Source organism: uncultured Succinivibrio sp., from assembly GCF_902756765.1.
Lineage (GTDB): Bacteria > Pseudomonadota > Gammaproteobacteria > Enterobacterales > Succinivibrionaceae > Succinivibrio.
Genome location: NZ_CACVSS010000006.1, coordinates 19,866 through 45,941, shown reverse-complemented (window position 1 = coordinate 45,941; position 26,076 = coordinate 19,866). Strand labels below are relative to the sequence as shown.

The following is a 26,076-nucleotide window of genomic DNA, read 5'->3' as shown; positions in this document are numbered from 1 at the left end:
AAAAAAGTATATAAGGAAATTCACCTTGAATTATAGGCTAAGTTTTTGTCATGTAAAGCTGAAAATGATGTTTTTTTTAAAAATAATATATGGCTTGTGTCTGATGTTTACGGGGTTTATATGACTTTTATAAAGTCACTTTTATAAAATACAGTTGACTTTTATAAAGTGCACAATTTACTTAAAAGGAAAATAACTTTCAGACAATAGTATGATTTTATCTGAATATTGAAAATTTATTTCTGAATATTTTTTTCTGAAATGCAAACCTCCTCCTGAGATGAGAATAAGTCAGGCAGGAGGTTCACACTGTAGGATTTTCTCAAAGTATATTTCTATAGGTTGGCTCCATTGGAGGCAATTACCTCCTTATACCAGTAGGCGGAGTCCTTAAGAGTTCTTTTCTGGGTTCTGTAATCCACATAAATCAGACCGAATCTTGGATCATAACCCTCGGCCCATTCGTAGTTGTCCATGATTGACCAGTAGATATAGCCGATTAGTTTGTATCCTTCATCAACCGCTTTTTTTGCTGCCAGCAGATGTCTGTGGATGTAGTCAATTCGCTGAGGATCATGAACCTTGCCGTCAAGCATTACAAAATCATTGTTACACATGCCGTTTTCTGTGATAAGAACCGGCAGATTGTATCTCTCATTGAGGAATCTTATCGCCCAGTACATACAGTCAGAATCAATAGGCCAGCCAAGAGAGTTTCTTGGACAACCGATGTATTCATTGGTTTCATAGGCCTTATTGCCGTCCTTGTGGCCTGCTGCGATATAAATATTGAATCCCAGGAAATCCAGAGGCTGTTTTATCTCTAAAAGCTCTCCGTAGGTGAACAGTGGTTTTCCGAAATAATCATCAAGACCAACAGGATTTTTGCCCAGGATAACCGGATCAATCCACCAGCCGGTGGAGAATGGTCCTTTGATATCATTGGAGAAGGTCTTCTCATAAGCTATTCTGATTGCTTCTTTTGAATCATTTTCCGGTTTAAAGATAGGACCGGTTGGAGCAAAACCAACTACTGGTTTGGTCCTGGCATATTCTCTTATTGTTTTTACAGCTCTGGCATGGGCAAAGAGCACATTTCTGGTACATGGATAGAGGGCATCCTTATCGTGAAGGAATGGAGCATGAGTAGCACCAAAGTAGCTGATACCGATAAAACAGTTTGGCTCATTGATGGTCATCCAGTATTTAACCTTGTTGGATAGAGCTTCTACAACAACCTTAACATACTGTTCAAACCATTCTGGAGATTCGTCATTCTGCCAGCCGCCTTTCTTGTAAAGCTCATAAGGCAGATCCCAGTGATAAAGGGTAATCATAGGTTCAATACCGGCCTTGAGCAGTAAATCTACAAGCTTTCTATAGAAATCCAGACCTTTCTGATTAATACTTCCGGTACCTTCTGGCATAATTCTTGGCCAGCTTACAGAGAATCTGTAGTATTTAAGGCCAATATGCCTCATGTTTTCAACGTCCTCTTCAAGACGGTGATAATGATCGCAGGCTACATGAGGGGAATCATTGTGTTTGGTGTGCCCATCGTAAAGTACGTCCCAGATGCTTAATCCTTTACCGTCTTCGTTATAAGCACCTTCGACCTGGGCAGCAGCTGATGCTGCTCCCCATATAAAATCTGATTTAAATGCCATCTCTTATCCTTGAAAATTAAAATAATCTATCCTGTACAAATATATAACTTTTTTTGTATTCCGTTGCTCGCAAAAACTGTTTCTGCTCAAATATCTGAAGATTTGTGTTCTTAAATATGTTTATATTTCAGCTCATTTCTAGAACATTACTCCGGATAGAGCTAGAATATTCTGAAAATACAGAATATTAAACAGAATGTAAGCTGATTAAATCATTATGCCTTTTGTCCGTTTTCTGATCCTGGCCGTCTGTATAAATTCCTTCTGCGGCTCTTTTATGGGATCATCAATATTTATTGCAATTCCTGCTCTGTCCTCTGATTTCCATGTGCCTCCGGAATATATAACTGCGGTTATCAATGCCTATGTGATTGCGGTTACCGCTTTTCTGGTTCCAACTATAGCCATAGTTCAGAGAATAGGGCATAAACGTGGTTTTGTTATCGGATCAGTTGTCTCTGCCATAACTTCGGTGCTTATTGCTCTGTCTCCAAACTTTTATTCTCTGATTGCCTTCAGAACTCTTCAGGGGCTTTCAAACGCCTTTATTTTCAGTACAACCTATGCACTGCTTATAGACAATATCGACAGTAAATCCAAGGGCAGTGCTATCGGGATGACTACAGCATGTGTTTATGCTGGAATATCCTGTGCTCCTTTTTTAGGCGGTTTTCTGACTGATACTATTGGCTGGTGGTCTATGTTTATTATCAGTGCCTGCGGAAATTTTTCAGCGGCTCTGTTATGCAGAAATATTCCAACCGATAATCCTGAGCCACATAAGCTCGCCTATCTTAAAGGAATACTGTCTCTTATAGGTTTCGTAACCTTCTTTACCGGTCTTTCCATGTTTATCAATAATCATGATGGCCTGTATCTATTGGCGGCAGGTATTGTACTTCTGACTTTTTATGTTTATAGAGAACTTACCTCAAAAAATCCTCTATTGAAACTCAGCGTGGTGCTTGAGAATCGGATCTTAAACGGAAGTCTTCTAAGCTCCATGTTTCATTATCTGTCCACATTTGCCATAACCATGCTGCTGTCAATGCATCTTCAGCTTATAAACGGCTATACGGCCTCAATGGCAGGCATAATCCTGGTGATTCAGCCGGTGGTTCAGTGTCTGGTTTCTCCGTTTGCAGGAAAGGCTGCGGACAGATTCTCTCCGCATCTGATTTCTTTTATTGGGCTAGTGATCTCAGGTTCATCTCTTTGTATTCTGAGCTTTATTGAGCCTAAAACACCTTTTTATATGATTGCGCTGGCTCAGTTCATGTCCGGTCTTGGCTTTGGGCTTTTCTCAGCTCCTAACTCCACTATCATCATGAGTTCTGTACCTCGTGAGTTCTATGCCATGGGCTCAGGACTGCAGGCTCTGGTTAGAAACAGTGGTATGGCCTTCTGTATGGCCATGGTTACCTCGGTACTGTTTTATGCCATTAACTCCGAGGAAGGTACCACCTTATATATAAGAGAGTTATCAGCCGCAATGCAGATTATCTTTACTTTTTCAGCAATTCTGACCCTAATCTCTGCACTGTTTCTGTTAAGAAGCTTCAGAGCCATAAAACAAAAGCCATAAGTATCGGATTGGTTGGGATTTTTACTGAGAGTTTTCACACGCTTTGAATCCCCTATAATTTCTGTGTCTGGATAATTGTGCTAGTATGGGCTGAAACAGAATATTTTTAGGAGATTAAAATGCAGGAAGATACAGTCTCATCAAACGAACAGCACCCAGTCAGGATCAAGTGGATTCAGCGTTATTTTAAAATTGCCGAGCAAGTAAGCTCCTGGTCTAAAGATCCTTCATCAAAAATCGGTGCCATCATTGTTGGAGACAAGGGGCAGATCATATCTCAGGGATATAACGGTTTCCCTCGTGGAGTTATAGATAGCGAAGATCGCTACAATCAGCGTGAAACCAAATACAAGCTGGTGGTGCATGCAGAAATGAACGCCATTTTAAATGCTTTATACAACGGCTCATCCGTGGAAGGAGCTACTCTATATGTTCACGCGCTTCCGGTCTGTCATGAATGTGCCAAGGCAATTATTCAGGCAGGTATCGCCAAAGTATATATTGATACCAATATCAATGAACGCTGGCAGGAGAGCTGGCATTACACCAAGACCATGTTCTCTGAGGCAAAGGTGGAATGCTATTACTACAATGATGAAGACGGCTCAATAACCAGACAGTGTTAGCCGTTTCCTCAGAAGGCTGAGTCCGTTTTTAATAAATGATAAAACATGAGGAGTTTAAAGTGAGTCTATATAAAACAGTGCTGGTAACAGGTGCTTCTGCTGGTTTTGGCTATGCTATAGCAGAACTTCTGGCAACGAACGGTTATAAGGTTGTGGCCTGTGCCAGAAGAGCAGAGAAACTAAAGGCTCTTGCCGCAAAGAGTTCAAACATTTATCCCTTTGAGCTGGATGTAACCGATGAGAAGAGTGTTGAATCAATTCTGTCTAAACTTCCTTCTGAGTTTCAGAAAATTGATGTGCTTGTAAATAACGCAGGCCTTGCTTTAAGTCAGGATAAAGCCTTTGATTGCAAGGTTGATGAATGGAAAACTATGGTTAATACCAACATCAACGGTCTTTTATACATGACCCATGCATTGCTGCCTCAGATGGTAAAAAGAAATCATGGGTACATTATCAATATCGGCTCAACAGCTGGCTGCTGGCCTTATACAGGTGGCAATGTCTATGGTGGTACCAAGGCCTTTGTAGAGCAGTTCAGCAGAAATCTTAGAACTGATCTTAAGGAGACAGCAGTAAAAGTTACTGTTTTAAAGCCTGGTCTGTGCGGTAACACTGAATTCTCAAATGTCCGTTTCCATGGAGACAGTGCAAAGGCTGAATCTGTATATACTGATACCAGATCAATTGGTCCTGAGGATATCGCCAATACAGTGCTTTGGCTTCTGAGTACACCTGCCCATATGAATGTCAATGACATGGAAATCATGCCTGTCTGTCAGACCTATGGTGGACTTGCCGTAACCAGAAAACTGAACCTTAATGAAATTTAACAATCATTTCTTATAATTCTGATGCTGACGTTTTTTTTTAATCTGTCAGCATCTTCCTAATTCTCTCCTTATTCAATAAAACTCATAAATCCTTATAAAAGTGAATTTTTTTATAGTCGTTAATATGTTAATTTTTTATTAAAATTTACATAAAATACCGAGATAATGACATATATGTCATTATCGCAAAATGTGCACGGTTAGTCTTTGTGGTGTTTAATGGATTAAACAAGATGAAAAAATATGAAGAAAATTTTTATTTATTTTTAATGACAAAAATATGCAAGTCCGTCAGCATTTGAGAAATAGGATTTCAATACGTTAGAAATAAAATGTGAATATTTTATACAAGAAATAATGTATATAAGTAGTGAAAAATCAAATATCGAGGAGCATTTTTTCTCAGAAACTCTCTTTCTTTTCTCCTGAATGAGGATGTTTGATCCTCAGTCTGCATTTTTCAGTGACAAACGGATTGTCATTTCCCTGAATCTTCTGAATCATGTAATTACGTTTGCACTCGTTGTCTGTTGGTTTGTATTTCTGATTCCACTCTCTGTAAAGACGAAGATGCTCACTGTCAAGATGAAGACCGTAGCGGGAATACATGTAAAGATATGCTCTGGCAATAATTCCTCTTGCTCTCTCTGTAGGCTCAGCAAGATAATTACTTTTATTGAAATACATCAGGCACTTACCAAAGCCCTGTGGATTATCCCTGTTGGTGAGTTTATCTACAAAGGCATAACTGCTTCGTCTTTTATTAACCTCACCTACTGCAGGATATAGATTGTGCAGATCTGCTTCAATCCGGTTGAAGCGTTCATCCGAATTTTCGCAGTTGTCTCTTCCTTCTCCTTTTGGCGCTGAAGTCCAGCATCTCATGCTGTGGGCAAATTCCCATACTGGAACAATATGTTCTGCCTCGATTCTGTTTCCTCTTTCGTAATCCTCGTCAATCTCGTAGCCACAGCTTTTAAGATCGGGCTTATAGCCACGCTTCGTGAAAACAATGCTGCAGCCGCAGTAGAGTGTAGTTGGCTTGTTTAGTTTGTTGAAGATTTTTACCATCTGCTTTTTTGCTTCCATAAAATTGGCTGGAGGCTCACTGCTGTTTGCAAAAGCTGATGGAATAAGAAACATAAGACTTAAAGCTGTAAGTGTTTTTTTCATGATAATGCTGGATCTAGAATCTTTAACTGAACATAGAGGAGTATAGATGATTTTTTTGTCAAAAACTCAATAGAACACTGCAGGTTTAATATTCTAATGTTTTGCTATGTTTTCATCATTATTATCTGTCTAATCCATCACAAACAGATCAGACTGTAAAATTACGGAGAAAAGGTTAAAAAAATGGATAAAGCTAAAAGAATGAAAGCTCTTGAAGGTTATAGAGATTTTTTGGATGTATATCTGAACCGTCCGATGAATGCTCAGGAACAGCAGATTTTCGATGACTGTGCCGACTGTAAAATCAGCTTTGAAGCGTATAAAGATAAGCTGATTGAGCTTACTATGGAGCAAGGCAGAAAACTTACCTGCCTTTTCTCTGATAATGATGAAGCAAATGAAAGCAGAAAAGCAGAAACTGCCTGCTAGTCAATTCGAGCTATCGCCGGCTGTCACCCACATAGCTGCAGATACCTTTCTTTAGAGAATTAAGATTATGCGAAAAAAAATCCTGCACAAAGCTGTGCAGGAATGAGGAGATTTTCCCTTTTAATGCATCATATCTGGAACGAATGTGATGATTGAAGGGAAATATGTCAGAACGAGTAAATCGACAATGAACATTGCCAGATAAGGCAGAATCTTTGCGGTTACTTTGTCTACGGAAATACCGGTAATTGAAGATACCACGAACAGATCCAGACCTACAGGTGGGGTTACACAGCCGATAGCCAGGTTAACAACCATCAGCACACCGAAGAACATAGGATCGATTCCCATGCCGACAGCAACTGGCAGTAGAATAGGGGTAAGAATAACAACAGCTGCAGAAGCGTTAACCAGAGTACCGATGATCAGTAACAGAACGTTAATCATCATCAGGAATACGAACTTGTTGTCGGTTACGCTTGCAAAGAACTCTGCCAGCATGTGAGGTACATGTGCGTTGGTCAGGATCCAGCCGAACAGGTTAGCGGCACCAACCACGAACATGATCATGGTGGTATTGTAAGCAGCACTTAGAAGAGTTTTTGGCAGATCACTCCACTTTAACTCCTTGTAAATGAACAGACCTACAACTGCACCGTAGACAGCTGCAACTGCAGCAGCCTCAGTTGGGGTGAACAGACCCAGATAGATACCGCCTAGAATAATAACCGGCATCATCAGTGCCCAGAAACACTCCTTGAATGATTTTGCTACCTTGATAATTGAGAAGCTGCCTTCTCCGCTGTATCCGTTTTTCTTGGAAATGAACCAGGAAACGATACACATGGTAATACCCATCAGAATACCAGGAGCGAAACCTGCCATAAACAGATCTGCAACAGATACGTTAGCGATAGAGCCGTAAACCACCATGGTGATGGATGGTGGAATAATAATACCCACCGTACCGCCTGCCGCCACAACAGCCGCTGCGAAGGCTCTAGGATATCCGCGTTTTTCCATCTCATCGATCATAGAGGCACCGATAGCTGCGGTAGTTGCTGCAGATGAACCTGACAGGGCAGCAAAGAACATACCTGCAACTGATACCACCAGTGCCAGACCTCCTGACAGAGAACCTACCAGTGACATTGAGAAATCAACGATTCGCTTGGTAACGCCACCGTCAGACATGAAGGCTCCAGCCAGCATGAAGAAAGGCACTGCCATGAAGGAGAAGGAGTCCACTGAAGTGAACATACGCTGTACGATAACCAGAAGCGGAGGCATATGTTCGCCGAAGAATAAACCCGCTGCAGAAGCCAGACCCAAACCAACACCAATTGAGGCACCGGTAGCCAGGATTACTGCAAAGGATACTAAAACGATTAAAAGAACCATATTTTCCTAAGCTCCTTATACTATTCACTGCCCTTTGGCTTAATCTCTGATGCTGGTGTTTTCAGTGTCTTGATAAGATTTGCGATGACATAGATAAGCATAACTGCACAGCCAAATGGTATTACCACATATACATATGACATAGGGAGCTGCATAGCAGGTGAGGTCTGGAAGCTGGTCCTTGATACCATGATACAGCCGTAGTAGACCATTATCCCCAGGAATACAATTGAGAATACGTCGGCGACAATATTAAGGAACTTAAGAGTTGCGCCCCTAACTCGACTGGTTAAGGTTTCAATACACATGTGTCCGCCGTAGCTGGCTACAAGAGGCATTGAAAGGAAAACGACCCAAACGAAAAGATAGCGAGCCAGCTCTTCACCCCAGGCAGGAGTCCAGCTGAAGATGTATCTGGTGATTACCTGAGCGAAAACCAGGAGCAGCATCAGTCCGTTGGCGAATGTAACCAGAAGCTTTAGGAATTTTTCTAATGCCTGAAATAAAGCTAGCATAAAATCATCCTTGAATTCTGTTAAAAAAATCCTCGCCCTGAGGCGAGGAAGTAGGTTTTATTTTACGTTTACAATTGCGTCAACGGTTTCGTTACCGAATTTCTTAGTATAGAGTTCCCAGACGCTCTTGGTTGCATCGATGAAGGCCTGCTTATCAACATCATCGTTGATCTGAGCACCGCCCTCTACGATGGTCTTGGCGAACTTGTCCTCAAGATCACGGCATAGCTGACGCTGCCAGTCTTTGGTCTCAAGTGCTGCCTTGGAAATGATTTCCTTCTGGGAATCATTCAAGCCGTCCCAGGCAAACTTGCTGATCAGAACAACTTCTGGTGCATAGGTGTGAGCTGTTAGAGAAACATACTTCTGAACCTCGTAGAAATGCTTGGTGGCAATCTGACTTAATGGGTTCTCCTGGCCGTCGATAACGCCCTTCTGAAGTGCTGTATATAGCTCACTCATTGCCATTGGGGTTGGGCTTGCCTTAAGTGACTTCATAAGTTCAATGTAAACAGGCTGTTCCATAACACGAACCTTCAGACCTTCCATGTCTTTAGGTGTCTTGATTGGACGCTTGTTGTTGGTCATATGACGGATACCGTTTTCCCAGATGGCCAGTGTAATCATGCCTTTTGGCTCAACATATTTCTTGCACAGATCCATACCGATGGTGTCCAGTGCCTTATAGGCGTGGTCGGTATCTCTGAACAGGAAAGGAAGATCGAATACTGAAACTTCTGGAGCAAAGTTTCCTAATACAGCGGTACCTGTCAGGGTCATCTCAACAGTACCTAAGGTTAGACCTTCAACAAGATCACGCTGGTTACCTAGCTGTGATGAAGGGAATACCTGAACCTCTATGTCTCCGTTTGAATAGTTCTTAACCAGTTCTGCAAAATGCTCTGCTCCCATGCCGTATGGGTTTGAAGGCTCTGCGATATGTCCCAGTTTAAGAGTTACTGAAGCAGCATTTGCAGCACTTAGAGAAAACATGCAGGCTGCAATGCAGGTTGCAACAAAACGAAACTTCATATGAGCTCCTTTATATCTGTAAAAAACGTAATAAAAACCTTAAAAAGTTTCAGATATGTTCAGAAAACGACGCCTGTGCACGTTTAATAAAACATACATCCGTTGTCAAAATTAAAATTTAGAGGGAAGTTAGTCAAGAAACATAAGTATTTATGTATAACATCTGATAGCTTTCTCACACTTGAATTAATTTCTAAAAAATATTTTTGAAGTGTGTCACTTTGGGGGAGGTTTTTTGAAAAAAAAAGCCTGCAGACGTGAGCCATGGACTGCAGGCAAAACAATAAAGACTTAAAACTAGAAACTATTTGTAGTACTGAGTAGCCATCTTCTCAAGATCAGCCTCAGTGGTGTCCTCACCGATGCAGATAAGCTCAGTGCCTGTTAACTTGGCGAACAGAGCGATATCCTCACGGGTCAGAGCGGTTGATACAACGCTGTGGTGAGCACCACCGGCGTAGCACCAGCCTGCAGTACCGATACGGAAGTTTGGCTTGTGACGGTACATGATTCTTGCAACTGGAAGTTTTGGCATTGGCTTAGGCTGCTTTACAAGCTCGATATCAGCACAGATGATTCTAAAGTGGGTGCCCATATCAACTAAGGTTACCTGAATGCCGTCACCTTCAACACCGTCGAAGATCAGACGTGCAGGATCTTCCTTGCCGCCGATGCCTAAAGGTAGAACATCAATCTCAGGCTTGGTTGCAGCGAAGGTTACAGGAACCTCAAGCATGTGAGACGCAAGCTCAAGTTCCTTGCCCTCGGTTAAATCGTAGGTGTAATCCTCGATAAAGCCAGTTGCACCTTTACGTCCTTCTGCCATGTTCATCAGAACAGCTGACAGAGCTGAAATCTTGTAGTCACCCTCAGGACCAAAGCCGATACCCTTGCCCATCAGATTCTGAGCTGCAATACCTGGAAGCTGCTTTAGACCATGCAGATCCTGGAAGGTATCAGCAAATGCACCTAGCTTTCTTGCTGACAGGAACTTCTCTAAACCAACCTCATAGCGGGCCTGTTCACGAACTGCTGCAATGTTGGTGGTCTTCATGGTGTACTTTGAGGTGTACTCATTCATCTTGGTATCAACTTCAGCTTCTGAAACAGCATTGATTTCCTTAACCAGATCACCCAGAGCAAAGTAGTTGCACTCCCAGCCGTAACGGATCTGAGACTCAACACGATCACCATCGGTAACTGCAACTTCACGCATGTTGTTACCGAATGATGCAACCTTCAGGTGTCTTGAGAAGTTGATTGCTCTTGCAACATCAACGAATCTTGAAATTCTGTCGATTACGTCCTGGTGCTCATAGTAGCCTGCAACAACCTGGTGAGGTATACGCAGACGGGCTAGAATAAAGCCGTATTCACGGTCACCGTGGGCAGCCTGGTTCAGGTTCATGAAGTCCATATCAATTTCGTCGTATGGTAGCTTCTCATTTGCCTGAGTGTGCAGGTGAATCAGAGGCTTGCGCAGCTCCTGTAAACCCTTAATCCACATTTTTGCAGGAGAGAAAGTATGCATCCAGGTCATAACACCGATACAGTCATCATCAGTGCTTACCTTTCTCATGTCTTCAATACAGGTTTCTGAGTTAACAACGGTTGGCAGAAGCTCTACCTTAACGCCCTGAAGTTTCTTGTTAAAGAACTCGGTCATTCTGGCAGCATCTGCTGCAACCTGCTTTAAGCACTCATCACCGTATAGATCCTGTGAGCCTACAACGAAATATAACTTAGCCATAATTTATGTTTATCCTTAAATGAATTTGATTGAAAAAAATTATTCTTATTGTCCAAAAAACACCCCGCATAAAATGCGGGGGAACTGCTACTTGATAACGTGAATTGCTTTTCTGTCGGCAAAGATTGCTACGAAGATTAAGAATACGATACCCTCGATTAACTGCATCATTGGGATGCTGAAACCGATCATGTTCAGGCCTGAGTTCAGAACTACGAACAGCAGAGAACCTACGATGAAGTTACCGAATCTTGCCATAGCACCGCCAGAGATTGGCATACCGCCTAAAACTAGAGCGATAAGGATCTGGGTCTCTAACTGGTTACCGCCTGAAGAGGTAACAGAACCATTCTTGATTGAAAGAATGAATGCTGCGAAACCGGTAATAGCACCTGATAATACGTAAACCAGGAACTTGATTCTGTCGGTACGGATACCTGAGAACTTGGCAGCCTTCTCACCAGCACCGATAGCCTTTAGGTAGGTACCGAACTTGGTGAAGCAGAAGAATACGAAGCCAACAGCAACTACTGCAGCAGTACAGCCAACCTTAAGTGCGGTGCTGTCCAGCTCAATCAGTTCGAATGAACCTGCAACAGGAGCCTCAGTGGTCAGATACTTGATTAAGCCTCTGAACAGGAACATGGTACAGATTGTTACAATGAAGGATTTGATCTTACGGTTTACGTAGAAATATCCGTTGATTGCACCGATTGCTGCACCGGTCAGAATACCACCGATGATTGCCAGAGGAATGCTGTACTCAGACAGTGAGCAGACCACGATTGCGGATAAGCCCAGAATCGAACCCTGTGAGAAGTCCAGACCGCCCATGGTCATGATGAAGAACACGCCCATTGATGCAATCATGATTACGTATACCTGAGACATAGCCAGTGGCAGTTTTGCCATCATCTTGCCGTCGGTCAGGAAGTTGAACAGGAAGAATACTAAAAAAAGTCCAACAATTGGCAGTAGAGAACGAATCATTCTCATTCTGCGAAGTTTTTTCTGTTCCAGTTCTTTCTTGTTGTTATTCTGGTCTTTATTTCCTAGTGTGTCTGACATGGTCTGGCTCCTTAAACCAATATCTAATGTTGTATTGTTTGCAATGTCTGTCATTTTTTGTTATTGCTCCGTTAAACCATCATGGAGATCAGGCTGTTTTCATTCAGTTCGCGAGAACGTGGCAGCTCACCTTTCAGAGCGCCGTCCTTCATAATGATGATACGGTCGCACATACCGATAAGTTCCATCAGCTCCTCAGAGATCATGATGATTGACTTACCTTCTTTTCTCATGCGGTTCATCAGCTGGTAAATATCCTGCTTTACCTTGATATCGATACCACGGGTAGGGGAATCAAGTACGACGATGTCTGAACCCTTACCAATCCAGCGAGCCAGAACAACCTTCTGCTTGTTACCGCCAGACAGTTCAGATACAAACTGATCGGTATTTACCATCTTTACAGACATTTCCTTTGCATAGTCGATTGCAAATTTCTTAATCTTGCCCCAGTTTAGAATACCGGCATTGTTTGATAATTCACTCAGTGAAGGTAGAGCAATGTTGTCACGGATACTCTGATTCAAAACAACTGACTCATTGTCTCTATCCTTTGAGGTGTAGGCGATAGAGTGGGTGATTGCTGTTGGAATATCGTTAATCTGTGTGCCGTCTGCAAGTACAACAGAACCTTCTCTGTCAAAGCTTGCACCGAAGATTGCCTTGCCGATTTCGTGCATACCGGACTCTGACAGACCACCGAAGCCTAAAATCTCACCCTTGTGAAGATCGAAGCTTACGTTGGAAATCAGACCTGGAACAGTAACGTTCTTAACTGAAAGCACAACCTCATCGCTTACCTTCTCACCGTAGTCTGAACGGTAGTAGTCACCGGTAACCTCACGGCCAACCATCAGTTTCTTCAGATCATCCTCATTTACATCCTTGCTCTTTACGGTGTCGATGTACTCACCGTCACGAAGGATGGTAATGGTGTCTGACTTGTCCAGAATTTCTGACAGGTCGTGGGAGATGAAGATAACTGTATTTCCCTGCTCACGGATGCGGTTCATGTGCTTGTACAGCTCTTCACGGCCTTCCTGTGAAAGTGCAGTGGTGGTCTCATCGATAACTACAATCTTTGGATTGAAGTAGGTTGCTTTTACGATTTCGATCAGCTTTCTTTCCTCGAAATTGTAGTTGTCTACAAGATCGGATGACTTGATGAAATTGAATCCGTATTCGTTTAACAGGCGCTGTGCCTCTGCATTCATAGCAGCGGTATTTCTGAATCCGTAGGTGATGAATCTTTCCTCATGACCTAAAAAGATGTTCTCTGCAACGGTCAGACCTGATAGAGTACCCAGTTCCTGAACAATGATGGATACGCCTCTGTTGTTGGCATCAACCTGATTCTTTGGATGGATATCCTCTCCGTCTAAGGTAAAGGTTCCGCTTTCCATTGGATAAATACCGGTTAACATGTTGGTCATGGTTGACTTGCCAGAGCCGTTTTCACCGATAAGTGCGTGTACTTCACCTTTGTTGATATCAAAAGAAACGTTATTTAATGCTCTGTTGATACCGAAATGTTTGGTAATGTTTCTAACCTGTAATCTTACTTCGCTCATTTTTCTTATCCTTATTACTTAACGATTTCGCCCTTAGATACCTTGGTGGTTAATGTGATGATTACCAGCAGAGCAAGACCTGTGATAACGTCCTGAATAGCTGTTGGAGCACCAAGTGAAATGAAGCCGAAGAAGATGATGTTTACGATGAACTCACCTAAGATAATAGCCTGAAGTGGAATACCGTATTTCATGAATGCAAGACCGAAGAAGCATCCCATGGTAGGAACGAAGTTACGTGCCATTGATGACATACCGGTTGCTGCAACCATTGATGAACCGTAGCTGATGGTTAGAACAGCCATGGCACCGAAGAATGCGCCTGAAAGAATGAATGCGTATACCTTGAACTTGTCAACATTGATACCCATGTTCTTGGCTACGAACTCGTCAGAACCGATTGCGTAGGTGTAAGTACCGAACTTGGTGTAGTTAAGAATACCGTATGCAATGATGAAGGTGATTACTGCAAGGATGATGTTGCCTGGCATTGAACCGAAAGCTCGCAGTGATGAAGGCAGAGTCTGAACTACGCCACCTGCCATATAGTTGGCAATTGACTCATAAATAAGTGCTAAGCCTGCAGTAACAATCATTGATGGAATACGCAGCTTTACGTATAGAACACCGTTAACCAGTCCGACTAAAGCACCGGTTGCAATTGCACCTCCGATAAGACCGGTATAACCCATGCCAAAGTGGTTGGCTAACTGACAGCCTACAACTGCTGACAGGATGATGTTAGCACCGATAGAAAAGTCGAACAGACCCATATCCATCACGAAATAGAATCCGATGGCACCAACTGTGGCAATCAAACTTGCCTGAAAGTAGTTAAGCAGATTGTCTGGGGCACCGAAGTTGTCTGGAGTTAAAACTTTGAATATAGCCCAGGATAGAAATACCAGTGCTACTAAAACTATGTAACCTTTAGTTGCACCGGAGAGATTTTTTATTCCAGTCATGATGTTGATTCCTTTTTTGCATGTGAGGTAAAACCTGACATGGGTTTGTTTTGAGTCTTTGGCAGATGCCATTTGTTGTACTTATGCACATTTGTGCATTTCTGTTGATTTAAATGTATACGAAATTTAATTTAAAATCACGTAAACGGTTACGATAATATATGAATACGCACAAATTTTAATTAAATTTGGTCGTTTTTATGAATTAAATCACAAAAACTTTCAAAAAGATTTTATGTAACAGATGGTTATGAACCTTTGTCTTCTCTATATTTGTGAAGAAGTAGCCATATTTAATCACAGTAAATGCGCATCTCATTGCTATTACTAAAAAAATTTACAAAGCTTTTCGATGAGTTTTTGATACTGTTAAAAAAATACACAAATGTAAATTTTTAAAGAAAATATTAACTTGTTGAAATATAAGTAAAAGATATAAAAAGTTGACCTGCGGTGAAAAATAGTTTTCTGAATTTGTGATCTCCGCACACGTTTACGACTAAAAAATTTGTATTATTTACACATGTAACGAACGAGAGTTTTCTCTTCATTACGTGCAACCATATCAAGTTGCCAATCAAACATTGAAGGATAAATATATGAAATTTACTATGAAAAAATTTGCAAAAGCAATTGCTTGCGCAGCTGTTGCTACTACAATTGCATCTTTCAGCACCACTGCAAGTGCAATTGAAAACAAAGACATCAAGATTGGTGTTTCAATCTGGTCATCAACAGACGTTCTAGGTTCATGCTGTAAGAAAGTTCTTGATGCAGCTGCCAGCGCTTTAGGTGTTCAGGTTCAGTACATCGATCAGGCTCACGTATCAGAGAAGGTTACTTCTTCAGTAGAGCAGTTAGCCGCAGCAGGCTGTCAGGGTATCATTATCTGTAACTCTTCAGATACTGAAATGACTTCTGCAATTAAGACTGCAAATGATAACCAAGTATATTTAACTCAGTTCTTCCGTATTATTTCTAAGGATGCAAGCCCAGCTATCTACAAGATGGCAGAGAAATCACCTTACTACATCGGTGCAGTTCACGAGAACGAGCCAGAGAATGGTGAGAAGTTAGTAGGCATCCTGTTAGACAAAGGCTGCCGTAACATCGGTCTGATTGGCTGGGAGCAGGGTGACGCTACCTGGTTAGGCCGCTGGACTGGTTACAAGGCTGGCGTTGAAAAGTGGAACAAGGATCATCCAAATGATCAGGCTGTTCTATCAGATCCACAGTACGCAGGTACCACTTCAGAAGGTGGTTCAAAGGCTGCTGAAGCTTTAATGGCTGCAAATCCTAAGCTAGACGCTTTAATCCCAGCTGGTGGTGGCGGTGACCCATTACAGGGTGCTATTGCTGCTGTTGAGCGTGCAGGCAAGACCGGCAAGATCCAGATCGTTTCAACCGACTTCCTACCTGATTTAGGTGAGAGATTAAAGAACGGCTCAATGGCTGGTCAGTCAGGCGGTCACTACTGCGATCCTCTATTTGCCTTCATGATGACCTACAATGCAATCAAGGGCAACTACAAGGATTTCGAAGGCAAGTTTGAAGATGTTAACTTCCCATATCTATATGTATCTTCACCAGCTGACTATGCTGAGTACGAGAAGTATTTCGTAGAGAAGTTACCATATACTGCTGAAGAGTTCGTTGAGATGTCTAAGTTAGACATGGAAGGCTTAAAGGCTGCTGCTGCTAAACTATCAATCCAGGACGCAGCTGCTCGTTCAGCTAAATAATTTCCAAAACTCAATTTAAATAACGTAATGCTCCGGCTAAATAAGCCGGAGTTTTTTATTTGTAAATCTTGAATAGAACGTTGTTTAAAAGCTCAATAAGCTCTTTTTTCTCAAAGGCAATCTCACCTGACATCCAGCGGTTAATAACACCGACAAAGCCGCAGATAGCAAAGGTTCCTTCAATAATGTCCTGTCTCAGAACCTTCTCCTGCGTATCCTTGTAATCACAGCTGATGTATTTTTTAAGAAAGATATTTACTGCTCTTGCTGTGAATTCTCCATTGGAATTTCTGATTAACAGTAGGATGTTATCTCTGTTTTTTTCAAAATATTCAATCAGATATACAACCAGACATCCCACATTCTCAATCTTTTTGTCCTGAGCGTTCTGATCGTAGATTTTCTCCATGTGAGAAATAGCTTCATCTTCAATGGTTCTGACAAGATCATCAATGCTACGGTAATGCTGGTAGAAGGTACCTCTTCCCAAAAGAGCGTGTCTTGAGATTTCCGCAACGGTTATTTCGCTTGATTTCTTGTTTTTTAAGAGGTGGAAGACGCTTTCTCTTATGGCAAGTTCTGTTTTTTTAAATCGTAAATCTTCTTTCATTATCTGATCCTTATTGTCTCTGAGCGGGCAGAGTAAAAAAAAGATAATGAACACATGTTTAATAAGTGTTTATTATCAGACAGATCATATCCTACGTGAATTGACGCCTTATATATAGTTTATATACTTCTAAAAAACAGGTGTTCAATAATTTATTATCTTTAAATTATCTATCTGATTTTATGACAGAATTTTTTGTGATTTAAAGTGGATTTAAGGGTTAAATAATGAAATTTTCACGTAAGCAGTACCTGTGCGGATTTGCCGCAACCGTGCTCTTTACGGTTATTGCGATCTTCAATATAGGTATCAGCAGAGAACAGACTCCGACAAAGGTTATGCCTTTAAGAGTAAAGACAATGACTGTATCCTCGGATATGATGTCATCTTCGCTGATTTTTGCTGGTGAAATTCATAGTCAGTTTGAAACTCCATTATCTTTTCAGGTGGCAGGCAAAATTCTTGAAAGACACGTGGAAGTGGGTGATCGTGTAAGTAAAGGACAGGTTCTGTTGACTCTGGATAAAAAAGATCTGGAGCAGAGTATCAGAAATGCATCTGCACAGGTTAAGCACGCAAAATCAGCACTTGAGCTTGCACAGAAGAATCTTGCTCGTTACAGAAAACTTTTAAGTGCAGGCGCCGTAAGTAAGCTTGCCTATGACCAGACTCAACATGAATATAAATCTTCCTTATCTTCTCTGGAGCAGGCTAATGCCAATTATGAGGAGTGCAGAAATCAGCTGAATTATGCTGAGCTTAAGGCCGATAAGGACGGCATAATCATACAGACGCATGCTGATCCCGGTCAGGTGGTAAATACAGGTACTACTGTGGTTACTATGGCTGTAGATTCAAATCTTCAGGCTCAGTTCAATGTTCCAGAACAGACAGTTTCAATGCTCAAAACGGGAGATGCTGTAAAGATTTCCTCAAATTACAGTAAGGAAGAAATCGACGGCAGTATCTTTGAGATTTCCCCTATTGCAGATGAGAAAACCCATACTTTCAGGGTTAAGGCCTCTTTTGCCGATAGAGGAGCTCTTAAGCTGGGAATGACTGTAAGAGTTGCCCTGTCAGCTGCTCCTTCAGAGCAAAGCAGCTTCATACCTCGCTGTGCAGTAACAGCAATAAACGGTGAGAGTGGAGTTTACTCAATAGAGAACAGTAAGGCTGTTTTCAGAAAGGTAACCTTAGGTCGTCTTAAGGAAAATCAGGTTGAGATTAAATCCGGGCTTTCCAATGGTGAGGTTATAGTGATTGCAGGAGCCTCAAGACTGCATGAAGGTCAGCTTGTGGAGATCATGTAATGCGTTTTAATCTTGCAAAATGGAGCCTTTCACATAAGGCTCTTGTCTATTTCTTTTCTTTCCTGTTAGTCATATCGGGAATTTTCTCCTATTTATCTCTTGGCCGTATGGAAGATCCTGACTACACCATAAGGCAGATGGTTATTTATACACAGTGGCCTGGAGCTGATGCCAGACAGGTGGAGGAGCAGGTTACTGATGTACTCGAGAAAAGGCTGCAGGATCTGGAGAATTTGGATAATCTGGAAAGCTATTCCATGCCAAATTCAAGTATTATTTACGTAAATCTTAAGGATTCTGTAAATAAGCATGATATTCGCCGTCTGTGGACTGATGCCAGAAATCTTGTGATTTCGGAAACTCCAAATCTTCCTGCCGGTGTGAAAACTCCTCAGGTAAATGATCATTTTGATGATGTTTACGGAATGATTTACGCTCTGACCGCAGATGAAGGTTATACCATGCGTGATCTTAAGGATGAGGCTGAAAAGATTAAAGCTTCCATTCTTAATCTTAAACAGACCAAGAAAGTCATGCTTTTGGGTACAAGAACCCAGTGTATTTATGCTGATGCCAATCCTTATGTGATGCTTAAGTCCGACATCAGTGTCTCTGAGATCAGAAAACTTATCCAAAGTGAGAATACTGTAACTGATTCTGGAATTATATCCGGTTCACAGGACATGATTCCTCTGAGGCTTAACAATAACTTCAAATCGGAGGACGAACTCTCCCTGTTGCCACTCAACAAGAACGGAAAAGTTATCAGGCTGGCTGATCTTCTGAAGATTAGAAATACCTATCTTGAGACCGGTGAAACCGCTTTTTTCTATAATGGTGAGCCTGCCATTGGTATCGCCGTTTCCATGGTTTCAGGAGAGAATATCATTAAATTTGGCGATGAACTGGGTAAAGTCATAAACGAGTGCAGTAACTCTCTTCCCGCAGGTATGGATCTTCATCAGGTGGCTAATCAGGCCAGAAATGTTGATAATGCGATTTTTAGCTTTGTTCGCTGTCTGGTTGAAGCTCTCATAATCATTTTCGGTGTAAGTATCTTCAGTTTAGGAACACACGCAGGACTGGTGGTTGCTCTATGCATTCCTCTGGTTCTTGCCATTACCTTCAGCATCATGTATTTCCTGGGTATTGATCTTCAGAGTGTGTCTTTAGGAGGTCTGATTATAGGTCTGGGGCTTCTGGTGGATGATGCGATGATTGTTATTGAAATGATTATCGTGAAACTGGGAGAAGGTCTTGGCAAGGTTGATGCCGCAGTGGCTGCCTTCAGTGAAACCGCGGTACCGATGCTTACAGGAACTCTTATCACCTGTGCCGGTTTTATACCGGTAGCACTTGCTGAAGGTTCTGCCTCAGAGTTCTGCTGCTCTCTGTTTTATGTGATAACTATTGCTCTTATAGTGTCATGGCTTGTAGCTGGTCTTGCAACTCCACTTTTTGCCTATCATCTGATTGGAAGAATCTCAGAGAAAAAGGAAAGCCCTGTTGCCGCCTTTATACTTCGATTCAGAGCAGAATATAAAAAGCTTCTGATTTTCTGTATCGAGAAGAGAAAAGTTGTTCTCCTTTCTGTCTTTGTGCTTTTTGCAGTCTGTGCCTATGGCTTCACGTTATTGCGTACAGAATTCTTTCCTGCCTCCTCTCATCCTGAACTGGTTCTGAGAATGGAACTGCCGGCAGGAGCCTCCTACAAAAACAGTGAGGAGGTTGCCGGACGTTTTGCTAAGGCAATTCAGGAAAGTAAAAATCTTGAATACTATTCCTACACCATAGGTCAGGGGAATCCACGTTTTGTGCTTACTTTCTCTCCTGCCAATGCTAAACCTAATATGGCTGAGTTTATTATGGTAGCAAAGGGAATTGAGGAGCGAACAAAACTTGAACGGGAGGTTAAGTCTCTTATAGAAGAGAAATTCCCTGAGGTTATCGGGCATACCATGCTGATTGTGACCGGCTCTCCTACTGAATATGCGGTTACTTTCAGAATTCAGGGGCCTGACCTTAACAAGGTAAGAGATATCACCTCAAAGGTAGAGGAGATTATGTACACCTATGACAGCCTGAAGAATATCAGGAGAAAAGGAGGCGAGGAGATGATTGGCCTTGATACCAGAGCTGAGAACCTTAAACTGAAACAGTTAGGTTTAACCTCTGGCTCTATAGCCTCTCAGGTGAAGCTTTTAACCTCAGGTGAAGTTATCAGTTCAATGCAGGATAAGGATGTAACTATTCCTATTATCTTAAGACTTAAAGCAGAGAATTCTGATATTTACCAGACTCTATCGGATATGCCTATTGAACTCCCTGATGGTAAGAAATTAACCTTAGGATCAATAGCAACCCTTGAAGGAGGGGTAGAAGAGGCAAATATTCTGCGTCGAGACCGTCTTCCTGCAGTTAAAATCTGTGCAGAAGTCAAAGACGGGCTTAGTGGTGATGATGTAACCGCTCAGATTTACAGTGATCTTACGGAGTTCAGAAATTCTCTTCCGCATGGTTACAGTATTGAACTGGATGGCGGACTTGAGAACAGCCAGAAGAACACTGCTTCATTCCTAAAACCAGCACCGGTAATGGCGATTATTATTCTGGTTATTCTGATGTTTGAACTTCAGAGTATCAAGAAGGTTGTGATTACACTGCTGACAGCTCCTCTAGGAATTATCGGTGTAACCATAGGGCTTGGAATTACAGGAAGACCGGTTGGTTTTGTGGTGATATTAGGTTTACTTGCACTTTTTGGAATTATCATCAGAAACTCTGTAATTCTTATCGATCAGATTGAAAAGCATATCAGAGAGGGAATGAGTATCTATGATTCTCTGATCAGTGCCTCTATCAGTCGTCTAAGACCTATTATGCTGACAGCCATGGCTGCAATCCTTGCCATGATCCCTCTGGCCACCAACGCTCTGTGGGGGCCGATGGCTACTGCAATGGCCTTTGGTCTGCTCTTTGCTACTATTCTGACTTTACTTGTTCTTCCTGCCATGTACGCTTCTGTGTATTTGAAAATAGAGTAACTCGTAAATAGACCTGATTGTCAGCTTTTAAGCTCTCATCAGGTCTTGACTGATTATTCAACCACTACTCCTTCCTTAATAACTATAACTTCAGTAAGTTACTCAGAGTTCCATATCATAGGCTGAATACCTAATGGGAAAATCTCTTTGTTTAGGTGGATAAATAAAATCGAATGAAAAGGAAAGACAGGAAAGGAATAAGATAACTCCGCAGAGCAACTGCGGAGTTCAAAGTAAAGATTAGCCGAACTTGATTCCGAATAACTGAGTTACCATGATGAAGATAATCAGTAATGGAATGATATATTTCAGCAGAATCAGGAATGGACCAACAAGAGTGAACTTATGGGTACCATTTGAGGTAAGTTCCTGAATAAGCTGTGATCTCTGCATTCTGTAGCCAACGAACAGTGATGCGCCTAAACCTGTTAGAGGAAGAACGATCTGAGCTGTGAAGAAGTCAAGGAAGTCGAAGAAGTTCATTCCGAAGAATACCTTGACATCCCATGGTCCGTAAGACAGAGATGCTGCAATACCGACAACAAATGTACCAATGGTAACTACCAGTGCAGCGGTACGTCTGGACATATTAGCTCTTTCAGCAATGAATGCAGTACCAACCTCGTGGAGGAAGATACATGAAGTGATTGCTGCCACCAGCAGAATCAGATAGAAAGCTGATGGAATAATCCAGTTGAAGAATGGCATTGTGTGCAGAGCACTGTGGAATACGTTTGGTAATGAAATAAATACCAGACCGGCACCAGCAGATGGCTCAACTCCTGAAACAGAGAATACTGCAGGGAAGATAATCAGACCTGCCATTAAAGCAACCAGGGTATCAAGACCTGCTACTGACAGAGCTGTACGCCCAAGATTAACCTCTGATCTGAAGTATGAAGCGTATGTAACAATACCCATACCTAAGGAGAATGAGTAGAAGCACTGTCCCAATGCAGCCAACCATACATCTGGATTCTTGATTGCATCAAAGTCTGGCTTGAACAGGAATGAATAAGCATCACCTGCACCTGGCATGGTTGCAGCAAAGATTACCAGCATAACCATGATAACGAACAGAGCTGGAACCAGAAGTTTTGATGATCTTTCGATACCCTTCTGAACACCGCAGACGATAATACCGTGGATAATAGCCAGAACAATGAACAGACACATGATTGGCTTCCATGGATTGGAAATGAATCCAACGAAGTGATCTGTGAATACGTCTTTACCTGCTTCAGCAGTTGCCTGAATGGCGGCTAAATCATTAAAGGTTCCGGTTACAGAGTCCCATGCATAATATAAAACCCAGCCCACAACTACGTTATAGTAGCAGAGGATAACGGTAGCCACGGCAACAGAACCAAAACCAACGAATTTCCAGAAAGAATTTGGAGCCAGAACGCTATAGGCATTACCTACGTTAGCTCTTGAATGACGACCAATTGAGAATTCTGCAATTAAAAGTGGAATTCCGAATGAAATAATAATCAGGAAATACACCAGTAAAAAGGCTGAACCTCCGTTTTCACCACACTGGGTAGGAAAACGCCAGATGTTACCTAAACCGATAGCAGAACCGGCAGCGGCTAGCAGTCCACCAATCTTAGATGAAAAGCCTACACGTTTTGTAGAAGTCATAGTCTTACCTAAATTTGAAAAACAAAACTTATTATTAAGTCTAATAAAGCGCTCAATTATAAGGTGTTATAGCTGATAAAATAAAGAGTTATTTTATTTTGCAATTTACAAAAAGTTTGAATTAACGCTATTTATTTTAGTTTCTAAGACTATTAAAAAAAATGTTTATATGATTTTGCTGTGTTTTGGTGCAGAAAATTCTGATTATGTAAAGAAATGAGTACTGCTAGTTTCTGTATCAGTGCAGAATGAAATACCAGACAATCTATATGACTCCTTCCTCTAGTCAGTCCGTTGACTGAGAGAATGGATCCAAGTCAAAACCAACTGTTTATCCTCCATGAGCCATCTAGGTTGTTCAGAAATGTTAATGGCTTCGTTTGGGAACTTAGTTCCTCCTCAGAACATAAATATGTTATGTAAAAAAATGGAGGTGACATAAAAAATCCCCAGATACTACTTTAGCTGAGGATTTGTCTTTCCAATATTTACACAAAAATGTGCAAAGAATAGGCTTATGGTGCTTAAATTCCTAAAAGAGGTTTAATCTGACTGCACCATTCTTTTATACGCTCGTCTGTAAGTTCTGGCTGATTGTCTTCATCGATAGCCAGACCAACAAAATGATCATGGTCCAAAAGAGGAAGAGGACTGGTGAAATCGTAGCCTACAGTAGGCCAGTAGCCAATGAAATTTGCACCTCTGTACTGAAAGGTCTCATAAAGCATTCCCATACCGTCCAGGAAAGTGTCTGGGTAGCCTACCTGATCGCCTGTACCAAAGAGGGCTACTGTCTTGCCTGTAAAGTCCATCTTCTGCAGCTTAGGCATAAAATCATTCCAGTCTTCCTGAAGTTCACCGATACTCCAGGTGGATGTTCCGATAATGAGCTTCTTATAGTTTTCCATCTTATCGCCATCTTTGCTGATATTGAATATATCAACCTTATCGGCACCAAGCTCATTAACAATTTTCTGGGCAACCTCTCCGGTTACGCCTGTATAAGTTCCATAAAAGAGTGCTACTTCTTTCATAAATCTTCCGAAATCTAAAAATAACCAACACAGGAATTATATTTTTTACAAGGGAAATAAAAAAGGCTTTTTGCTAACCTTTATCATCTTTAATGAAAATTCTTTGGGTTTGTAAAAAAAAGTCTGAAAAACTGTGTTTTTCAGACTGTATCGCTTCAATGTGTCTGGCATGCTAAATAAGAAAAAAAAGATAAAATTTCAAAAAAAGAGTTTTCTATATGAAAAAGGCTCTTTTCTGATGAAAAATCATAGAAAAGAGCCTGTTTTTTGCGAATAATTATCAGAAACTATTCTTCCTTGATTACTGCTTCATAAACTGCAGGAAGATTGCGGTATCTGCCATCAAAATCCATACCGTAACCTAAAATAAAGCCTCTATCCAGCTCAAAACCGTAGTAATCAATGTTAACGTCAACCTCACGGCGCTCTTTCTTGTTGATCAGAGCACAAAGTTTTACTGACTTGGCTCCACGCTCAATGAATACTTCCTGTACTCTCTTCATGGTCAGACCTGAGTCAATCAGATCCTCAATGATCAGAACATTCTTTCCTGCCATATTGAATTTAACGTCTTCAATAATCTTTACAACTCCAGAGGTCTCGGTTGCGCTACCGTATGAAGATACACGCATAAAATCCAGTGAAACTCTGGTGGAATCAATATTCTTCAGCAGATCTGAAAAGAAGATTACTGCACCGCTCAGAACACCAACACAGATGAAGTCCTTTCCTTCATAATCGCGGGTGATCTGTTCACCTAGCTCTTTTACTCTTTTCTGAATCTGTTCTGCTGTAAAAACTGGTTTTAATTCCTGAATTGTAATCATATTGAAAACTCCAGACAGGCTTTTCCTGTAGGTTATATTCAGGCAGAGAGGATCGCTCTCGTACCTATAAAAATCTTTGTCTTATCACAATAGTATGGTTTACTATTGCAAATTTTGAAGGGCTAATTATATCACCATTAGGCAGATAAATCGAAAAATGTGAGGTGAATTACAGTATTTTCAAGAGTTTCATAATTTCTGGTTTTTTTTCAGTGAAATATGATTAAAGTGGGGGTACTTAAAAAGGAAGAGTTCTTGTCATGAATCTCTTCCTTTGTACATCCTCTAAACCAGATTGAATCTTTCTGGTTCTGACTCTCTTTCAATAGAATCGGAAGAAAGATTTCCTTCTTTGAACCTATCCTTCCAGCTGCGGACGCTTTTGATCATGTGTATTTATGACTTTTTTCTATTGCTTCTATTTTCTGTTTCTAGAGACTGCATTTTATAAGGTAAAAATAATCCTCAGAAGCTATGCTGCTGAGGAGCTGATTTTTGCATCAGTTGTTTTACTGATCTGTACAAATAAACTATTTACAGTTTTAAGCTTGAATTGTAGCTTTGTTTTCTGTAAATACGTATGGACCTTCACCGTATTTGTTAGGACCCTGAGTACCAGGGAAGATAAAGTAGATGGATAAGGCTATACCGCCAAAACATCCAATAACCAGCATAAATACAGCCAGGTACATGATAATTTCGCTCTGTCCTGAAAAAGCTAAGGCCAGAACAATACCGCCCAGAATAATCATTAAAGCTGGAGCAAGCAGAAGCCATCCGGTTCTGTTCAGATCATGACAGCGTCTTACGGCTACGGTTATGCTTGGAATAACAAGCGCAAGAGCGATTAAAATTCCGATTAGAGGAATAAAGTTGGCAATAAAATTAACAATATAGCTAAAAAGTATAAACCACCAGTACTCAGAACGGCTGGCTCTGCCCTGAACTGAGATGTATTTCTGCATTATGCAGGTTTTGATTGATTCAACGAATGTCATTTTTGATCCCCAATTTTCAATGTGTACGTTTTATTCGAAGGACAAGTTTCTTAAATAGAAAAACTAAATGAAAATTATTTTAATTTATAGAAGATGATAAATTAAAATTTATTACATTTTTTTTGCGCTCTGAATTTACTCTTTGAAACTTAGAGGAAAATTAGCATAAGCAAATTTTGAGCTGATGCTCCTTTTTACTACATATTGAATAATTAGAAAAATAAACAAGAATAATTATCAATAAGAAAAAAT

General features: G+C 41.2%; 21 protein-coding genes. 7 read left to right on the top strand and 14 right to left on the bottom strand.

Translation table 11 applies throughout. The annotated features are described in order from the left end of the window. Positions 1-335: 335 nt before the first annotated feature. Positions 336-1,667, bottom strand: coding sequence for a family 1 glycosylhydrolase (locus tag QZU45_RS01780; RefSeq protein WP_295350889.1), 1,332 nt, complete (start codon positions 1,665-1,667; stop codon positions 336-338). A 217-nt stretch (positions 1,668-1,884) separates the two neighbouring features. Between QZU45_RS01780 and QZU45_RS01775 the strand changes: the two genes are divergently transcribed. The 3 genes from QZU45_RS01775 to QZU45_RS01765 all read left to right on the top strand — a co-directional run bounded on the left by QZU45_RS01775 (position 1,885) and on the right by QZU45_RS01765 (position 4,711). Next, positions 1,885-3,252 (top strand): MFS transporter, encoded by a 1,368-nt coding sequence (locus tag QZU45_RS01775; protein ID WP_295350886.1) that lies wholly within the window; start codon positions 1,885-1,887, stop codon positions 3,250-3,252. Between the two features lie 119 nt (positions 3,253-3,371). After that, a complete protein-coding gene (locus tag QZU45_RS01770; RefSeq protein WP_295350883.1) occupies positions 3,372-3,878 on the top strand; it encodes a dCMP deaminase family protein in 507 nt (168 codons plus the stop codon). Between the two features lie 59 nt (positions 3,879-3,937). Beyond that, the gene (locus QZU45_RS01765; RefSeq protein WP_295350880.1) at positions 3,938-4,711 is read left to right on the top strand and encodes an SDR family NAD(P)-dependent oxidoreductase; all 774 of its coding nucleotides are present in this window, start codon (positions 3,938-3,940) and stop codon (positions 4,709-4,711) included. Positions 4,712-5,113: 402 nt separating this feature from the next. Here QZU45_RS01765 and QZU45_RS01760 read toward each other — a convergent pair whose 3' ends face one another. Beyond that, a complete protein-coding gene (locus QZU45_RS01760) occupies positions 5,114-5,884 on the bottom strand; it encodes an endonuclease (protein ID WP_295350877.1) in 771 nt (256 codons plus the stop codon). A gap of 183 nt (positions 5,885-6,067) precedes the next feature. Here QZU45_RS01760 and QZU45_RS01755 point away from each other — a divergent pair, with 183 nt between their 5' ends. Beyond that, positions 6,068-6,313, top strand: coding sequence for a hypothetical protein (locus QZU45_RS01755; protein ID WP_295350874.1), 246 nt, complete (start codon positions 6,068-6,070; stop codon positions 6,311-6,313). Positions 6,314-6,433: 120 nt separating this feature from the next. On the opposite strand, the gene QZU45_RS01750 is transcribed toward QZU45_RS01755, so the two are convergent. The 7 genes from QZU45_RS01750 to QZU45_RS01720 form a co-directional block, all read right to left on the bottom strand. Next, the gene (locus QZU45_RS01750; RefSeq protein WP_074840430.1) at positions 6,434-7,714 is read right to left on the bottom strand and encodes a TRAP transporter large permease; all 1,281 of its coding nucleotides are present in this window, start codon (positions 7,712-7,714) and stop codon (positions 6,434-6,436) included. 20 nt (positions 7,715-7,734) lie between these two features. Next, on the bottom strand, positions 7,735-8,229 hold the full coding sequence (locus tag QZU45_RS01745) for a TRAP transporter small permease (protein WP_295350870.1): 495 nt from the start codon (positions 8,227-8,229) through the stop codon (positions 7,735-7,737). 57 nt (positions 8,230-8,286) lie between these two features. Beyond that, positions 8,287-9,261: a DctP family TRAP transporter solute-binding subunit gene (locus QZU45_RS01740; protein ID WP_295350867.1), complete on the bottom strand. Its 975-nt coding sequence runs from the start codon at positions 9,259-9,261 to the stop codon at positions 8,287-8,289. 304 nt (positions 9,262-9,565) lie between these two features. After that, the gene (araA, locus tag QZU45_RS01735) at positions 9,566-11,011 is read right to left on the bottom strand and encodes an L-arabinose isomerase (protein WP_294998574.1); all 1,446 of its coding nucleotides are present in this window, start codon (positions 11,009-11,011) and stop codon (positions 9,566-9,568) included. 87 nt (positions 11,012-11,098) lie between these two features. Continuing rightward, positions 11,099-12,079 carry an ABC transporter permease gene (locus QZU45_RS01730; protein ID WP_295350863.1) on the bottom strand — a complete coding sequence of 327 codons (981 nt, stop codon included), beginning with the start codon at positions 12,077-12,079 and terminating at the stop codon, positions 11,099-11,101. A 71-nt stretch (positions 12,080-12,150) separates the two neighbouring features. After that, a complete protein-coding gene (locus tag QZU45_RS01725; RefSeq protein ID WP_295350860.1) occupies positions 12,151-13,650 on the bottom strand; it encodes a sugar ABC transporter ATP-binding protein in 1,500 nt (499 codons plus the stop codon). Between the two features lie 14 nt (positions 13,651-13,664). Further along, the gene (locus QZU45_RS01720; RefSeq protein WP_295350857.1) at positions 13,665-14,615 is read right to left on the bottom strand and encodes an ABC transporter permease; all 951 of its coding nucleotides are present in this window, start codon (positions 14,613-14,615) and stop codon (positions 13,665-13,667) included. A gap of 599 nt (positions 14,616-15,214) precedes the next feature. Here QZU45_RS01720 and QZU45_RS01715 point away from each other — a divergent pair. Next, on the top strand, positions 15,215-16,357 hold the full coding sequence (locus QZU45_RS01715) for a sugar ABC transporter substrate-binding protein (RefSeq protein WP_295350855.1): 1,143 nt from the start codon (positions 15,215-15,217) through the stop codon (positions 16,355-16,357). Between the two features lie 55 nt (positions 16,358-16,412). On the opposite strand, the gene QZU45_RS01710 is transcribed toward QZU45_RS01715, so the two are convergent. Beyond that, a complete protein-coding gene (locus tag QZU45_RS01710) occupies positions 16,413-16,967 on the bottom strand; it encodes a TetR/AcrR family transcriptional regulator (protein ID WP_295350853.1) in 555 nt (184 codons plus the stop codon). Between the two features lie 227 nt (positions 16,968-17,194). Here QZU45_RS01710 and QZU45_RS01705 point away from each other — a divergent pair, with 227 nt between their 5' ends. Together QZU45_RS01705 and QZU45_RS01700 are read left to right on the top strand one after the other, a co-directional pair. Then, on the top strand, positions 17,195-18,277 hold the full coding sequence (locus QZU45_RS01705) for an efflux RND transporter periplasmic adaptor subunit (protein ID WP_295350850.1): 1,083 nt from the start codon (positions 17,195-17,197) through the stop codon (positions 18,275-18,277). Next, positions 18,277-21,321 carry an efflux RND transporter permease subunit gene (locus tag QZU45_RS01700; protein ID WP_295350847.1) on the top strand — a complete coding sequence of 1,015 codons (3,045 nt, stop codon included), beginning with the start codon at positions 18,277-18,279 and terminating at the stop codon, positions 21,319-21,321. The genes QZU45_RS01705 and QZU45_RS01700 overlap by 1 nt, the downstream gene beginning before the upstream one ends. 240 nt (positions 21,322-21,561) lie before the next feature. Here the strand turns inward: QZU45_RS01700 and QZU45_RS01695 are convergent, their stop codons facing one another. From QZU45_RS01695 to QZU45_RS01680, 4 genes are all read right to left on the bottom strand, one after another. Further along, complete coding sequence (locus QZU45_RS01695) at positions 21,562-22,965, bottom strand: sodium-dependent transporter (RefSeq protein ID WP_295350844.1); 1,404 nt, start codon at positions 22,963-22,965, stop codon at positions 21,562-21,564. 524 nt (positions 22,966-23,489) lie between these two features. Then, positions 23,490-23,999, bottom strand: a complete 510-nt coding sequence (locus QZU45_RS01690) for a flavodoxin (protein WP_295350841.1) — start codon at positions 23,997-23,999, stop codon at positions 23,490-23,492. A gap of 287 nt (positions 24,000-24,286) precedes the next feature. Next, positions 24,287-24,826, bottom strand: a complete 540-nt coding sequence (hpt, locus tag QZU45_RS01685; protein ID WP_294998599.1) for a hypoxanthine phosphoribosyltransferase — start codon at positions 24,824-24,826, stop codon at positions 24,287-24,289. Positions 24,827-25,368: 542 nt separating this feature from the next. Beyond that, entirely contained in the window at positions 25,369-25,824 is a 456-nt protein-coding gene (locus QZU45_RS01680) for a DUF805 domain-containing protein (RefSeq protein WP_295350837.1), read from the bottom strand. Positions 25,825-26,076: the final 252 nt, after the last annotated feature.

Excerpts from the sequence above, each read along its gene's own strand:
- QZU45_RS01780 (WP_295350889.1), bottom strand. The coding sequence starts at position 1,667 with ATGGCATTTAAATCAGATTTTATATGGGGAGCAGCATCAGCTGCTGCC.
- QZU45_RS01690 (WP_295350841.1), bottom strand. The coding sequence starts at position 23,999 with ATGAAAGAAGTAGCACTCTTTTATGGAACTTATACAGGCGTAACCGGA.
- QZU45_RS01770 (WP_295350883.1), top strand. The coding sequence starts at position 3,372 with ATGCAGGAAGATACAGTCTCATCAAACGAACAGCACCCAGTCAGGATC.
- QZU45_RS01745 (WP_295350870.1), bottom strand. The coding sequence starts at position 8,229 with ATGCTAGCTTTATTTCAGGCATTAGAAAAATTCCTAAAGCTTCTGGTT.
- QZU45_RS01720 (WP_295350857.1), bottom strand. The coding sequence starts at position 14,615 with ATGACTGGAATAAAAAATCTCTCCGGTGCAACTAAAGGTTACATAGTT.
- QZU45_RS01725 (WP_295350860.1), bottom strand. The coding sequence starts at position 13,650 with ATGAGCGAAGTAAGATTACAGGTTAGAAACATTACCAAACATTTCGGT.
- QZU45_RS01750 (WP_074840430.1), bottom strand. The coding sequence starts at position 7,714 with ATGGTTCTTTTAATCGTTTTAGTATCCTTTGCAGTAATCCTGGCTACC.
- QZU45_RS01710 (WP_295350853.1), bottom strand. The coding sequence starts at position 16,967 with ATGAAAGAAGATTTACGATTTAAAAAAACAGAACTTGCCATAAGAGAA.
- QZU45_RS01680 (WP_295350837.1), bottom strand. The coding sequence starts at position 25,824 with ATGACATTCGTTGAATCAATCAAAACCTGCATAATGCAGAAATACATC.
- araA (WP_294998574.1), bottom strand. The coding sequence starts at position 11,011 with ATGGCTAAGTTATATTTCGTTGTAGGCTCACAGGATCTATACGGTGAT.
- QZU45_RS01715 (WP_295350855.1), top strand. The coding sequence starts at position 15,215 with ATGAAATTTACTATGAAAAAATTTGCAAAAGCAATTGCTTGCGCAGCT.
- QZU45_RS01700 (WP_295350847.1), top strand. The coding sequence starts at position 18,277 with ATGCGTTTTAATCTTGCAAAATGGAGCCTTTCACATAAGGCTCTTGTC.
- QZU45_RS01705 (WP_295350850.1), top strand. The coding sequence starts at position 17,195 with ATGAAATTTTCACGTAAGCAGTACCTGTGCGGATTTGCCGCAACCGTG.
- QZU45_RS01730 (WP_295350863.1), bottom strand. The coding sequence starts at position 12,079 with ATGTCAGACACACTAGGAAATAAAGACCAGAATAACAACAAGAAAGAA.
- QZU45_RS01755 (WP_295350874.1), top strand. The coding sequence starts at position 6,068 with ATGGATAAAGCTAAAAGAATGAAAGCTCTTGAAGGTTATAGAGATTTT.
- QZU45_RS01760 (WP_295350877.1), bottom strand. The coding sequence starts at position 5,884 with ATGAAAAAAACACTTACAGCTTTAAGTCTTATGTTTCTTATTCCATCA.
- QZU45_RS01740 (WP_295350867.1), bottom strand. The coding sequence starts at position 9,261 with ATGAAGTTTCGTTTTGTTGCAACCTGCATTGCAGCCTGCATGTTTTCT.
- hpt (WP_294998599.1), bottom strand. The coding sequence starts at position 24,826 with ATGATTACAATTCAGGAATTAAAACCAGTTTTTACAGCAGAACAGATT.
- QZU45_RS01695 (WP_295350844.1), bottom strand. The coding sequence starts at position 22,965 with ATGACTTCTACAAAACGTGTAGGCTTTTCATCTAAGATTGGTGGACTG.
- QZU45_RS01775 (WP_295350886.1), top strand. The coding sequence starts at position 1,885 with ATGCCTTTTGTCCGTTTTCTGATCCTGGCCGTCTGTATAAATTCCTTC.